Here is a 12,722-nt window from a genome sequence, read left to right on the forward strand (position 1 = left end):
GAGACCTCCGGCGCTTTGACGACCGGAGGATCAGTGAACGTTTCCCAACTCGAATGGATCATCACGCTGAGCGTGACGATCGGAATTCTGCTGTTCGACGTCGTCGTGATCGGCCGACGGCCGCACGAACCGTCGAGACGGGAGACCGGGATCGCGCTGACGTTCTACGTGGGGCTGGCGATCGCGTTCGGGTTGTGGACCTGGTTCTTCCACGGCGGGCAGTACGGGCTCGAGTTCTTCGCCGGTTGGCTCACGGAGTACAGCCTGTCGGTGGACAACCTGTTCGTGTTCCTGATCATCATGGCGAGCTTCAACGTGCCCAGGAAGTATCAGCAGCAGGCGCTTCTGGTGGGCATCATCCTGGCGTTGATCTTCCGCGGCATCTTCATCGCCCTCGGCGCCGTGGCGATCAACCAGTTCTCGTGGGTGTTCTACATCTTCGCTGCGTTTCTGATCTACACCGCGATCAACCTCGCCCGCAACACCGATCACGAGGACGACGGCGACAACATCGTGGTGAGGTTCGCACGCAATCACCTGAGCATGACCGACAAGTGGGACGGCCTGAAGCTGTGGGTCAAAGAAAACGGCAAGCGGCTGATGACGCCGATGTTCCTCGTCATCGTCGCGCTCGGCACCACTGACCTGATCTTCGCGCTCGACTCCATCCCGGCGATCTACGGCCTGACTCAGGAGCCGTACCTGGTCTTCACGGCGAACGTGTTCGCGCTGATGGGGTTGCGCCAGCTGTACTTCCTGCTGGGCGACCTGCTCAAGCGACTGGTCTTCTTGTCTCAGGGCCTCGCGTTCATCCTGGGGTTCATCGGAGTGAAGCTGCTGCTGCATGCGCTGCACGAAAACGAGGTGCCGTTCATCAACGGCGGCGAGCATGTTGCGGTGCCCGAGATCCCGACGTTGCTGTCACTGGGGGTGATCGTCGTGACGCTGCTCATCACCACCGCGGCGAGCCTGTACAAGACGCGGGTGCACGACGTGAAGAACGGCGCGAGCGAGACCACGAAATCGATCGATTCGCGCTGAGCGGTCAGGCGAGCGCTTCGTAGACGAGTTTCGCGTAGCGGTTGGTGCGGTCCGTTCCGGTGGTGCCAGGACCCATCCGGTTCATCACGTAAGTCAATGTCGTTCGGCGGTCGACGTCCATCACCGCCATCGAACCGCCCCAGCCGCCCCAGAAGCAGATCTTCCCTTCCGGGATCGCGGGAACGCTTGCCGGACAGGGCAGTCCGAAGCCGATGCCGAAGCGCAGCGGGATCATCAGGACCTGGTCTGGGCCGTTGGACTGTTCGTCGAAGATCAGCTCGATGGTCGCCGGTGCCAGCAGCTGCGCACCGTTGGCTTTGCCGCCCAACGAGATCGGTGACAGCGCCCGCGCCAGCCCGCGAGCATTCCCGTGGCCGTTCGCGCCGCCGATATCCGCCCGCCGCCACGCGACGGTCTCGGCGAAGGAGGCGACGTCCTGGTCGGGCCGGATCGTGCCGAACGTCTTGATCATCGGATGGTCCTGCGGCAGAAGGTCGTACGGCAGGTCCAGCGGCGGAGGCGGGATCAGCTCGGCGATCCGGTGGTCGTCCTCGCGTGCGGCGCCGATCTGCACGTCGGCGTTCAACGGCGTGGCGATCTCGTCGCGGACGAACTCCTTGAGCGTCTTGCCCGTGACGCGCCGGATCACCTCGCCGATGAGATGGCCGTAGTTGAGTGCGTGATAGCCCGACGCCGTTCCCGGCGGCCACCATGGGGCCTGACCCGCCAGGCGGCTGGTCGAACTGTCCCAGTCGTACATGTCCTCTAGCCCGAATGGCGCCTCCCAGCCCGATACCCCGGAGGTGTGCGCCAAGAGATGTCGGACTTCGATGTCCTGTTTGCCGTTCGCCGCGAACTCGGGCCAGTAGTCGGCGACCGGGGCGTGGGGGTCGAGTTGGCCGCGGTCGACGACCATCAACGCCGCGAGCGCGGTGAGCGTCTTGCTGCAGGACCAGAAGTTGACGATCGTGTCGCGGACCCATGGGGTCGTTTTGGCGCGATCGGCGTGGCCGCCCCAGATGTCGACGACGGACTCGCCGTCGATGTCGACCGCGATGGACGCACCGAGTTCCTCGCCCTTGGTGATCTCGTCGGCCAGCGCCTCGGCCACCTTGTCGAATCGGTTGTCCCACTGGCCGTCGATGACGTTGTGCATCGGCTCATCATGCCCGCGGCAGAAGCCTCGAGTGGCCAGTTGACGCACGCCCGGCCGTGAAAAGCATCGCCCAGCAGTGCGCCAGCGTCACCAGTTGTCGTAGCCGCCCTCGGGACCCAGCATGCGCTCGAAGCGGGTGCGGTTGATGCGGGCCAACTCGTTGCGGACGATCTTGCGCTCGGTGTCGACGTCGTTGTGCATCCGGTCGGTCACCGTCGCGAGCACCTCTTCGGCGCCGTAGCCGTTGACGAACATCACGAAGCCGAAGCCGAAAAGTTCGACGTAGCGCCTCGAGGCCTGGGCCAGGCGTTCCATCACCTCGGGTTGGTCGCACCAGATCGCGCACTGTTCGGCGGCCGACTTTTCGCTGCCCGGGCGTCGCCCGACGTCCGGATACGCCTGCAGGATGGTATCGACGGATTTCTCCGACAACCCGAACAGCAACGCGTCCGCCTCGCGGAACAACGCGGCGTGATCGGGGTAGGGCCGAGCACGCGCCAGATCGGCGGCCAACGGCACGCTGTAGCAGCATTCGTACACGGCGTGCACCGCCCTGCGCATCGGCATTGCGTTGAACACGTCGAGGCCGATCCCCTGATGCATCAACACAAGATCATGATCGAAGCCGTGGAGAACGAGCAGGTTACCTCGGGTTACAGCGAGGAAAATTCAGTAGGCGCAGTGATCGGGCTCAGTGGCCGGATTCCTTGAACCGCTGCACCGACGCCTGCACTTCCGCCTCGGCCTTCTCGCGGCCCACCCAGTCGGCGGCCTTGACGTATTTTCCGGGCTCGAGGTCCTTGTAGTGCACGAAGAAGTGCTTGATGGCCTCGAGTTCGTAGGAGGGCACGTCACCGAGGTCCTGGATGTGCTCCCACCGAGGGTCGTCGGCCGGCACGCACAGGACCTTGTCGTCGCCGCCGGCCTCGTCGGTCATCTGGAACATGGCGACCGGACGAACCTCGACGACGCAGCCGGGAAACACCGATTCGGGCAGCAGTACCAGCGCGTCGAGCGGGTCGCCGTCCTCGCCGAGGGTGTCTTCGAAGAATCCGTAGTCGGTCGGATAGGCCATCGACGTATACAGGTAGCGGTCCAACTTCACCCGGCCGGTGTCGTGGTCCACCTCATACTTGTTGCGCGAACCCTTGGGAATCTCGATGACTGCGTCGAACTGCACGGCGGTGGCTCCTTGCCCTGTGCTCTGGTCTGGGTCGTCCTGTGAGAACGCGGGTCAACCTTAATGGAGCGATACGCTGCTGTACGGGGGCGGTCTAGTTGAGCAGGAGTGTTATGCGGCCCACTCGGTGGCGGCGATCCACGCATATGGCGGTCGGGGTGGCGGTGTTGGTGCTGATCGCCGTGGTCGTGGTGGTTGCCGCGCTGCTCACCGCGGGTCCGTCCACCGAGGCTGCGGCCGTCAAGCCGGCGCCCGCTGCCGCGACGGCGAACCCCGCCGTCGTGCCGGTCGCCGACTCGGCGCCGAAGCCGGCACCGCACCGGTTGGCCGCCGTGCTCGCGCCCGCGCTGGCCGATCCGAACCTGGGCCACCTGACCGGCCGCGTCACCGACGCCATCACCGGGACCACGCTGTGGGCGCAGGAAGCCGAGGTGCCGATGCAGCCGGCGTCGACCAACAAGACGCTGACCGCCGCCGCGGCGCTGCTGACACTGGACCGCGACGCCCGGCTGACCACCCGCGTGTACAGCGGCAGCAGGCCCGGGGTGGTGGTGCTCAAGGGCGGCGGTGACCCGACCTTGTCGGCCGCGCCCACCGGACAGGAGACCTGGTACCGCGACGCGGCCCGCATAAGCGACCTGGCCGAGCAGGTCCGAGGCAGCGGCATCGAGGTGACGGCCGTGCAGGTCGACACCAGCACCTACAGCGGCCCGACGATGGCACCGGGGTGGGATCCGCTGGACATCGACGGCGGCGACATCGCGCCGATGGAGTCGGTGATGCTCGACTGCGGGCGCACCCAGCCGGTGAGCGTGGACTCCGCGCGATCGCGCACACCTGCGCTGGACGCCGGCCGGGCGCTGGCGGCCGCGCTGGAGATCGACCCGGCGAAGGTGAGCGTTCAGCCCGGAAGCGCAAGCGGCGGCAACGAGATCGCCGCGGTGCAGTCGCCGCCGCTGATGCCACGGCTGCGCGAGATGATGAACGCCTCGGACAACGTGATGGCCGAGGCGATCGGCCGGGAGATTGCCGCGGAGAAGAACCTGCCGCAGAGCTTCGACGGCGCCGTCCGTGCGACGCTCGGCGCTCTCGACGAAGCCGGGATCGACACCACCGGCGCAAGGTTGTTCGACTCCAGCGGACTGTCCGTCGATGACCGCCTCACCGCGGAAACGCTGGACGAGGTGGTCCAGGCGGCGGCCGGAAGCGACCATCCGTCGCTGCGACCGCTGCTCGACCTGCTGCCGATCGCCGGGGGCAGCGGAACACTGTCCAACCGGTATCTGGACACCGACATCGTCAAGCCCGCCGCCGGTTTCCTGCGCGCCAAGACGGGGTCGCTGACCGGCACCAACTCACTGGCCGGCATCGTCACCGACGCGAGCGGACGCGTCCTGACGTTCGCGCTGATCTCCAACAACGCCGGCCCCACCGGACGCGTCGCGCTCGACAACCTGGCCGCCACGCTGCGAGCGTGCGGATGCAGCGCATGACATCGACGACCAAGACCTCACCCTCCGTCGGCCGCGCCGTCGACTGGAAGTTCGCGGCGACGGTCGGGGAGAAGCTGGTCCGCCCGGGTCCGGCGTCGAGCGAGTACACGCGACGTCAGGTGATCGAGCAGTTGTCCGAGGCGGCGCGCTCCGCCGAAATCCCGGTGCGCGAGGTCACCGGTCTGACCGAGGGTGGCGAGATCCCCGAGGCCCGCATCGTGGACCGGCCGCAGTGGATCCGCGCGGCCACGCGGTCGATGCGGGTGATGACCGGCGGGACCGACAATCCCAGAGGTTTCATCAGCGGGCGGATCACCGGCGCCCAGACCGGCGCGGTGCTCGCATTCGTCTCGTCGGGCATCCTCGGCCAGTACGACCCGTTCGGCCCGGACGGCGGTGAACTGCTGCTGGTCTACCCCAACGTGATCGCGGTGGAACGGCAACTTCGTGTGCAGCCCTACGACTTCCGGTTGTGGGTGTGCCTGCATGAGGTCACCCACCGAGTGCAGTTCCGCGCCAATCCGTGGCTGGCAGACCACATGTCTCGGGCGCTCGCCGTACTCACCGAGGAGAACACCGACGACATCGCCGAAATGGTATCGCGGCTCGCGGAATTCGTTCGCGGTCGCCGCGGGAACGCCAATGGGGTTGCGTCGGAAGCAAATTCGAACGGAGTGATCGGGCTGCTGCGGGCGGTGCAATCCGAGCCGCAGCGCGAGGCGCTCGACCAGCTTCTGGTGTTGGGCACGCTGCTCGAAGGTCACGCGGACCATGTGATGGATGCTGTCGGGCCCGCCGTGGTGCCTTCGGTGGCCACCATCCGCAGCCGGTTCGACGAGCGGCGGCAACGCAAACAGCCGCCACTGCAGCGGGTGGTGCGCGCATTGCTCGGGTTCGACGCCAAGCTCAGCCAGTACACCCGTGGCAAGGCCTTCGTCGACCACGTGGTGTCCGCTGTCGGGATGGCCCGGTTCAACTCCGTGTGGTCCGGTCCCGAAACGCTGCCTCTGCCAACAGAAATCGATGAGCCGCAACGATGGATCGACAGGGTGCTGTAGCCGCGGTCCGGGCGGCTGTCACAGCGTTCGCCCGTGACCACGGCGCCGGTGACGACCGCTGGTGCGTCGCGCTGTCCGGTGGTGCGGATTCTCTCGCGTTGACGGCGATCGCGGCCGGTGTGAAACCGACCACCGCGTTGATCGTGGATCACCAGCTGCAGCCGAACTCAGCGGCCGTGGCGCAAACCGCGCAGCAGCAGGCTCTGTCGCTCGGATGCGTTGCGACACAGGTGATCCGCGTCGACGTCGGGATCACAGGCGGACCCGAAGCGGCCGCGCGCACCGCCCGCTACGGGGCGCTCGACGCGGCGCGGGACGGGGCGCCGGTGCTGCTCGGGCACACCCTGGACGACCAGGCCGAGACGGTGCTGCTGGGCTTGGGCCGCGGCTCGGGGGCGCGGTCCATGGCCGGTATGCGACCGTGTGACCCGCCGTGGTACCGGCCGCTGCTCGGCGTTCGGCGGGCGGTGACCCCGGCCGCGTGTGCCGAGCTCAGCCTGAACCCGTGGCAGGATCCGCACAACTCCGACCGTCGCTTCACCCGGGTCCGGTTGCGCGAAGAAGTATTGCCACTGCTCGAGGACGTGCTCGGCGGCGGCGTCGCCGAGGCGCTCGCCCGCACCGCGAGCGCGCTGCGCGCGGATACCGACACTCTCGACGAACTCGCCGACCGCGCGCTGCTCGACCTTCGCCACGACGGTGCACTCGACACCGAAAAGCTGGCCGTACTGCCGGAAGCCCTGCGCCTGCGGGTGATTCGTCGCTGGCTGCTCGACGGTGGCGCCAGCGACCTGACCGACAAGCAGATTCGCGGTGTGGACGCGCTGGTGACGGCGTGGCGAGGTCAAGGTGGCGTCGCGGTCGGATCCCCCCTTCGTGAGCGACGACTGATTGCCGCTCGCCGTGACGGCATGCTGACCCTGCACACCGAGCCGGTACGAAACGTGGAAAACTGTGCCCGTGCCTGACCAACCCGCCGAGCTGTACTCCGGCGACATCAAGTCGGTGCTGCTGTCGTCCGACGAGATTCAGGCAAAGATCGCCGAACTCGGTGCGCGCATCGGCGAGGAGTATCGCGAGGCCGTCGAGGCAGGCGGCCAAGACCTGTTGCTGGTCACCGTGCTCAAGGGCGCGGTGTTCTTCGTCACCGACCTCGCGCGGGCGATTCCGCTGCCGACGCAGTTGGAGTTCATGGCGGTCAGCTCGTATGGCTCGTCGACGTCGTCGTCCGGCGTGGTGCGCATCCTCAAAGACCTCGACCGCGACATCAACGGCCGCGACGTGCTCATCGTCGAGGACATCGTGGACTCCGGACTGACCCTGTCTTGGTTGTTGCGCAACCTCGCCACCCGCCATCCCCGTTCACTGCGGGTGTGCACGCTGATGCGCAAACCCGACGCCGTGCGCGCCGACGTCGACATCGCCTACGTCGGGTTCGACATTCCCAACGAGTTCGTCGTCGGCTACGGCCTGGATTACGCCGAGCGTTACCGCGACCTCAACTACATCGGAACGCTGGACCCGAAGGTCTACGACCAGGATTGAGGCGACGATCCTCGCGCGTCACACCACTCAACGTCTTGCCGACAACGGGCGAGTAGCGGGCCGCAATAAGTTGATCGGTGTGCAAGCTGAGGTGATTACCGATCACGTAGCGGCGCACCCGGCAGGTCGCGGCGCAAGGTGCGCCAACTATGCCTCAAGTAATGGCGCGAATCACCTGCTCGGCGCAGAATGCGGGGCATGAGCGAAACAGCCCTTCGCATCTGTCCACTCTGCGAGGCGACCTGCGGCCTGACCCTGACCATCGACGATGGTCGCGTCACGGCTGCCCGCGGCGACCGTGAAGACGTGTTCAGCAAGGGCTTCATCTGCCCGAAAGGCGCCAGCTTCGCCGAACTCGACAACGACCCCGACCGGTTGACCCGCCCGCTGATCCGTCGGGACGGCGTGCTGAGCCAGGCGACGTGGGAGGAGGCGTTCGCGGCGGTCGCCGAGGGCCTCGGCGACGCCATCGCCCAGCACGGCGGCGCGGCGGTCGGCGTGTACCTCGGCAACCCGAACGCCCACACCATCGCCGGCGGACTGTACACACCGCTGGTCGTGAAAGCGTTGGGCACGCGGCAGGTGTACTCGGCGAGCACACTCGACCAGATGCCCAAGCACGTCGCGCTGGGCTACATGTTCGGCAGCCCGGTCGCGTTCACCGTGCCCGACCTCGACCGCACCGACTACCTCGTGGTCATCGGCGCGAATCCCCTTGTGTCCAATGGAAGTCTGGCGACCGCTGCCGACTTCCCGGGCAAGCTGCGCGCGCTGCGAAAGCGCGGTGGACGCCTCGTCGTCATCGACCCGGCCCGAACCCGCACCGCCGAACTCGCCGACCGCCACCTCGCGCCCCGGCCGGGCACCGACGCGGCTCTGCTCGCCGGCGTCGTCAACGTGCTGTTCGACGAAGACCTTGTCGATCTGAAGGAACTCGCCGGACATGTCGACGGCATCGACGAGGTCCGCGCGCTGACCGCTGACTTCTCCCCGGACACCGTGGCCGCCTACTGCGAAGTGCCCGCCGACGACATCCGCACACTGGCCCGCGAGATCGCTGCCGCGCCGTCGGCGGCCGTCTACGGTCGAATCGGCACGTCCACAGTGGAATTCGGCACGCTGGGCAGCTGGCTGGTCGACGTCGTCAACATCCTCACCGGCAACCTGGACCGCCCCGGTGGTGCGATGTTCCCGCTCTCGCCGATCGCGCCCGCGCCACGTCCGCCGAAGCCCGGCCGCGGCTTCCTCACCGGCCGCTGGCACAGCCGCGTATCCGGCTATCCCGAAGCGCTGTCGGAGCTTCCGGCCGCGGCGTTCGCCGAGGAGATCGACACCCCCGGCGACGGCCAGATCAAGGCCGTCATCACCATCGCGGGTAACCCGGTGCTGTCGGCGCCCGACGGGGACCGCCTCGACAAGGCGCTCGACAGCGTCGAGTTCATGCTCAGCGTCGACCCGTATCTCAACGAGACCACCCGGCACGCCGACGTCATCCTGCCGCCGCCTCCGCCGTCGCGCAGCGCACATTTCGACATCGCGCTCAACAGCCTCGCCGTGCGCAACAACGCCCGCTATTCACCGCCTGCGCTTCCGCTGACCGGCCGGCCGGATGAAGCCGAGATACTGTCGCGCATCGCCCTGATCCTCTACGGCCTCGGGCACGACGGAGATCCGATGCTGGTCGACGACCAGGTGATCGCCATGACGTTGGCCAAGGAGGTCGGCGACCCTCATTCACCGGTCGCCGGGCGGTCCGTCGACGACCTGACCGCGATGCTGCCGCCCGGGCCGGGCTACGAACGGCGTCTCGACATGATGCTGCGACTCGGCGCCTACGGGGACGCGTTCGGCGCCAACCCCGACGGCCTCACGCTCGCCAAGCTCAAGGCCGCGCCGCACGGCATCGATCTCGGTCCGCTGCGGCCGCGGCTCGCCGAGGTACTGCGGACACCAAGTGGGCGAATCGAACTCGCGCCGCACCAGCTGACCGCCGACGTCGCGCGGCTGCGGGATGCGCTGGGACGGCGGGCCGACGGGTTCGTGCTGATCGGGCGACGGCACCTGCGATCCAACAACAGCTGGATGCACAACCTGCCCGCGTTGTCGGGCGGGTCGAACCGGTGCACGCTGCGCATCAATCCCGACGACGCGGCCGATCTCGGCCTGACCGACACGGCCGTCGTCAAGGGGCCCGGCGGCGAGCTCCTGGCCCCGGTGGAGATCACCCCCGAAATGCGCCGCGGCGTGGTGTCGCTGCCGCACGGATGGGGCCACGACCGCGGCGGCACCGGACAACGCGTCGCCGCGGACGAGCCCGGCGTGAACGTCAACCAGCTCAACGACGGCAACCATCTGGATCCGCTGTCGGGCACGGCTGTGCTCAACGGCATACCGGTCGACATCGCGCCCGCGGGTTGAGTTCCTTGCTCGCGGGTCAGGTGAGCTCGTAGACCACGGTCACGTTGAAGCCGACGGCCTGCTGGCCGGGCTCGACCGGCACGGCGGCCATCTCCGCCGCCGGACCGCGTGGCCCCGGATACGGCGTCGGAGGCGTCGACGACGGCACCTCCGAGATCGAGATGACCTTGCCCAGATCCAGGTCGGCCAACAGCGCGTACTGTTCGGCCCGGCTCTTGGCGTCGTTGAACGCCCGGGCGCGCGCCTCGCGGACGAGCTGCGAATCGTCCTCGATGGCGAGGGTGACGTCGTTGATCCGCATCGCGTTGCCACCCCTGCTCGCGATGATCCCGAACGCCTGCGACGCCGTGTTCAGCTCACGGATCTTGATGTCGATGGTGTTCGACGCCCGGTACCCGGTGATGTTGGTGGAGTCGCCGCCGGCGTACTGCGGCTGCACACTCACCTGAGAGGTGTTGATGTCCTTGCGGTCGATGCCCGAGTCGACCAATGCGTCGATGACGCCACGCTGCAGCTGGCTGGTCTGGTTCAAGGCGCCGGCAGCGTCGGGGGCGACGACCTCCATCGCCGCGTTGATCGTCAGCGTGTCGGGCGTGCCGAGCACCTCGCCGGTGCCGACGACCGTGACCTGACGCGGCGCGCTGTCGTCGTTGGTGAGGACCGGGCTGGACTTCGCGTCACAGCCCGAAAGGACGGCGATCAATCCCACCGCGGCGGCGGCGAGGACTCGGATGGGCGTCTTCGCCCGCGCAGCGATTGGCATGACCGGCACCCTACCGTCAGGGCGTTACCACGATCTTGCAGTGCGTGTCGGGATGGGCCAACTCCTCGAACGCGGCGCCGACCCCGTCGAGGCCCACCTCGCCGGTGATCAGCGGCGAGACGTCGATGCGGCCGTCGGCGATGGCGCGCAACGCTTCCGCGAATTCGTTGTGGTCGTAGGCGTTGACGAAATGCACGTTGATCTCCTTCGCGATGCCGAACAGCGGCAGCACGGTGTCGGGCTGCATGCACACTCCGGCCACCACCAAGCGGCTGCCCAACGGTGCGCGTCGCAGCACGTCGTTGATGATGCCGGGCACGCCGACGGCCTCGAAGATCACCGCAGGCTTCGCGGTGTCGAATGGCGACCCGTCCGCCGGGTCCAGCGTCATGTGCGCTCCGATGGTCGCGGCGAGCTCCCGGCGCGTCGACGAAAAGTCGGCAGCCACAATGTGTTCGACGCCTTTGAGCCGTAACGCGGCGACGATCGCAATACCGATCGGACCGCAGCCGATGACGAGGGCGGGCTCACCGGAGGCGATCGCGGATTTGTTGACCGCGTGCAGCCCAACGGCCATCGGTTCGGTGAGCGCGGCGTGCCGGGGGTCGACGCCGTCGGGCACGCGCAGCAGCAGCGGGGCCGACAGCAGCATCCGCTCGGCGTATCCGCCGAGCACCGTGTTGCTCGACAGGATCGGCTCGAAACCGTTCGGCGACAGCAACACCGGCAGCGACGTCACGACCGTTCCGGGTGCCGGCGCGTCGGTGCGCGGTCCGGCCTCGAGGATCTCGGCGCTGAACTCGTGGCCCATGTACACGTCGTCGTCGACGTCGACGGGCAGACCGCCTTGCACCGGCATTCCCGTGATCTCGCGGGTGAGCCGAACCATCTGGTCGCCGTGTTTCGCGAAATGCAGATCCGAGCCACAGATGCCGCAGGCTTTGACCGCGACGAGAACCTGACCCTCCAGGGGAACCGGTTCGGGCACGTCGTCGCGGACCACCATCCGACCGTCCCGCAGTACGGCTGCGCGCATTCACCACTCCAATCGGGCGAGGAAATCGAGCAGCACCGCGTTGACCGCGGCGGGGCGTTCCTGCGGCAGCCAGTGCCCGGCGCCGTCGATCATCACTTCCCGGTAATCGCCGGTGACGATTTCGCGGGCGCGGTGTCGCGGCGTGTAGGCCAGGGTCGGATCGTCGGCGCCGCCGAGGAACAGCGAGGGGACCGCGATCGTGGCGGCGGGGGTGGTCGCGGTCAGCTCCCAGTTGAGATCGAAACAGCGGTACCAGTTCAGCGGTGCGGTGAACCCGGTGCGGGTGAACTCGTCGACGTAGTAGTCGAATTCGTCCTGGCTGATCCAGTCGGGTAGGTCGCCGGGTTCGGGAATGCGCGCCAGGAACCCGTGCGGACCCGGCTCGAGCATCCGCTGGTCGACGAGCCCGTCCTTGGCCGCGGTGGCCGAGCCGAGCAACTTGCGCATGGTCATGGCGGGGTCGCGGTTCAACTCCGCGTCGGCGGGGCCGGGTTCCTGGTAGTAGAGGATGTAGAAGAACTTCTCGCCGAAGATGCGGCGGAACGCCTGCGTGGTGGGTACCCGCGAGCGCGGCACCGGCGGTGCGCAGATGCCCACCGCCCCGGCGAACCGGTCAGGGTGCAGCAGCGGCGCCGCCCACGCCACCACGCCGCCGAAGTCGTGACCCACGATGACGGCCCGCTCCGCGCCTGTGTCGTCGAGCAGGCCGACGACGTCGGCGCACAGCTCGACGACGTTGTAGGCGTCGATGGCGTCGGGCCGCGACGACCCGCCGTAGCCGCGCTGATCCGGCGCCAGCACGTGATAACCGGCCTCGGCGAGCGCCGGCAGTTGATGACGCCAGGAGTAGGCAAGTTCGGGGAAGCCGTGGGCGAGCACCACGAGCGGCGCGCCCCGCTCACCCGCTTCGAGCACCCGCAGCCGGACGCCATTGGTATCGACAAACCGCTCGGTCGGTGTGAGCACGCTCATATCTTCGATGCCGAAAGTACGGTTGTGAACACAAAACGCGGGTGAACTCGCGAACAAGCG

Annotated in this window: 12 protein-coding genes; 6 read left to right on the plus strand and 6 right to left on the minus strand. The window is 67.7% G+C overall.

The window, feature by feature from the left end; translation table 11 throughout:
• The first annotated feature begins 33 nt into the window (after positions 1-33).
• The gene (locus AU188_RS01210; RefSeq protein WP_059161876.1) at positions 34-1,041 is read left to right on the plus strand and encodes a TerC family protein; all 1,008 of its coding nucleotides are present in this window, start codon (positions 34-36) and stop codon (positions 1,039-1,041) included.
• Between the two features lie 4 nt (positions 1,042-1,045).
• On the opposite strand, the gene AU188_RS01215 is transcribed toward AU188_RS01210, so the two are convergent.
• The 3 genes from AU188_RS01215 to AU188_RS01225 all read right to left on the minus strand — a co-directional run bounded on the left by AU188_RS01215 (position 1,046) and on the right by AU188_RS01225 (position 3,377).
• Entirely contained in the window at positions 1,046-2,197 is a 1,152-nt protein-coding gene (locus tag AU188_RS01215) for a serine hydrolase domain-containing protein (protein WP_059161877.1), read from the minus strand.
• Positions 2,198-2,284: 87 nt separating this feature from the next.
• Positions 2,285-2,806: a 2-oxo-4-hydroxy-4-carboxy-5-ureidoimidazoline decarboxylase gene (locus tag AU188_RS01220; RefSeq protein ID WP_286137232.1), complete on the minus strand. Its 522-nt coding sequence runs from the start codon at positions 2,804-2,806 to the stop codon at positions 2,285-2,287.
• Positions 2,807-2,888: 82 nt separating this feature from the next.
• On the minus strand, positions 2,889-3,377 hold the full coding sequence (locus AU188_RS01225) for an inorganic diphosphatase (protein WP_059161878.1): 489 nt from the start codon (positions 3,375-3,377) through the stop codon (positions 2,889-2,891).
• A gap of 113 nt (positions 3,378-3,490) precedes the next feature.
• Between AU188_RS01225 and dacB the strand changes: the two genes are divergently transcribed.
• From dacB to AU188_RS01250, 5 genes are all read left to right on the plus strand, one after another.
• Complete coding sequence (gene dacB / locus AU188_RS01230; RefSeq protein WP_059161879.1) at positions 3,491-4,870, plus strand: D-alanyl-D-alanine carboxypeptidase/D-alanyl-D-alanine endopeptidase; 1,380 nt, start codon at positions 3,491-3,493, stop codon at positions 4,868-4,870.
• Positions 4,867-5,928, plus strand: a complete 1,062-nt coding sequence (locus AU188_RS01235) for an Rv3626c family coenzyme F420 biosynthesis-associated protein (RefSeq protein ID WP_156426528.1) — start codon at positions 4,867-4,869, stop codon at positions 5,926-5,928. The genes dacB and AU188_RS01235 overlap by 4 nt, the downstream gene beginning before the upstream one ends.
• Positions 5,907-6,896: a tRNA lysidine(34) synthetase TilS gene (gene tilS, locus AU188_RS01240; RefSeq protein ID WP_059161880.1), complete on the plus strand. Its 990-nt coding sequence runs from the start codon at positions 5,907-5,909 to the stop codon at positions 6,894-6,896. Before AU188_RS01235 ends, tilS begins: the two co-directional genes overlap by 22 nt.
• Positions 6,883-7,473 carry a hypoxanthine phosphoribosyltransferase gene (gene hpt, locus AU188_RS01245; protein WP_059161881.1) on the plus strand — a complete coding sequence of 197 codons (591 nt, stop codon included), beginning with the start codon at positions 6,883-6,885 and terminating at the stop codon, positions 7,471-7,473. The genes tilS and hpt overlap by 14 nt, the downstream gene beginning before the upstream one ends.
• Before the next feature lie 198 nt (positions 7,474-7,671).
• The gene (locus AU188_RS01250; RefSeq protein WP_059161882.1) at positions 7,672-9,891 is read left to right on the plus strand and encodes a molybdopterin-dependent oxidoreductase; all 2,220 of its coding nucleotides are present in this window, start codon (positions 7,672-7,674) and stop codon (positions 9,889-9,891) included.
• Positions 9,892-9,907: 16 nt separating this feature from the next.
• On the opposite strand, the gene AU188_RS01255 is transcribed toward AU188_RS01250, so the two are convergent.
• From AU188_RS01255 to AU188_RS01265, 3 genes are read right to left on the minus strand one after another with little or no spacing between them, the layout of a single operon-like run.
• The gene (locus AU188_RS01255) at positions 9,908-10,654 is read right to left on the minus strand and encodes an SIMPL domain-containing protein (RefSeq protein WP_059162257.1); all 747 of its coding nucleotides are present in this window, start codon (positions 10,652-10,654) and stop codon (positions 9,908-9,910) included.
• Positions 10,655-10,670: 16 nt separating this feature from the next.
• On the minus strand, positions 10,671-11,690 hold the full coding sequence (locus AU188_RS01260; protein ID WP_059161883.1) for a zinc-binding dehydrogenase: 1,020 nt from the start codon (positions 11,688-11,690) through the stop codon (positions 10,671-10,673).
• Entirely contained in the window at positions 11,691-12,656 is a 966-nt protein-coding gene (locus AU188_RS01265) for an alpha/beta fold hydrolase (protein WP_172799354.1), read from the minus strand. It lies immediately after the preceding gene.
• Positions 12,657-12,722 lie beyond the last annotated feature (66 nt).

Source organism: Mycobacterium sp. IS-3022, assembly GCF_001500065.1.
Taxonomy (GTDB): Bacteria; Actinomycetota; Actinomycetes; order Mycobacteriales; family Mycobacteriaceae; genus Mycobacterium.

Bases quoted from the DNA above. Each gene is read 5' to 3' on its own strand.
- dacB (WP_059161879.1), top strand. From the start codon at position 3,491: ATGCGGCCCACTCGGTGGCGGCGATCCACGCATATGGCGGTCGGGGTG.
- AU188_RS01215 (WP_059161877.1), bottom strand. From the start codon at position 2,197: ATGCACAACGTCATCGACGGCCAGTGGGACAACCGATTCGACAAGGTG.
- tilS (WP_059161880.1), top strand. From the start codon at position 5,907: ATGGATCGACAGGGTGCTGTAGCCGCGGTCCGGGCGGCTGTCACAGCG.
- AU188_RS01250 (WP_059161882.1), top strand. From the start codon at position 7,672: ATGAGCGAAACAGCCCTTCGCATCTGTCCACTCTGCGAGGCGACCTGC.
- AU188_RS01255 (WP_059162257.1), bottom strand. From the start codon at position 10,654: ATGCCAATCGCTGCGCGGGCGAAGACGCCCATCCGAGTCCTCGCCGCC.
- AU188_RS01260 (WP_059161883.1), bottom strand. From the start codon at position 11,690: ATGCGCGCAGCCGTACTGCGGGACGGTCGGATGGTGGTCCGCGACGAC.
- AU188_RS01235 (WP_156426528.1), top strand. From the start codon at position 4,867: ATGACATCGACGACCAAGACCTCACCCTCCGTCGGCCGCGCCGTCGAC.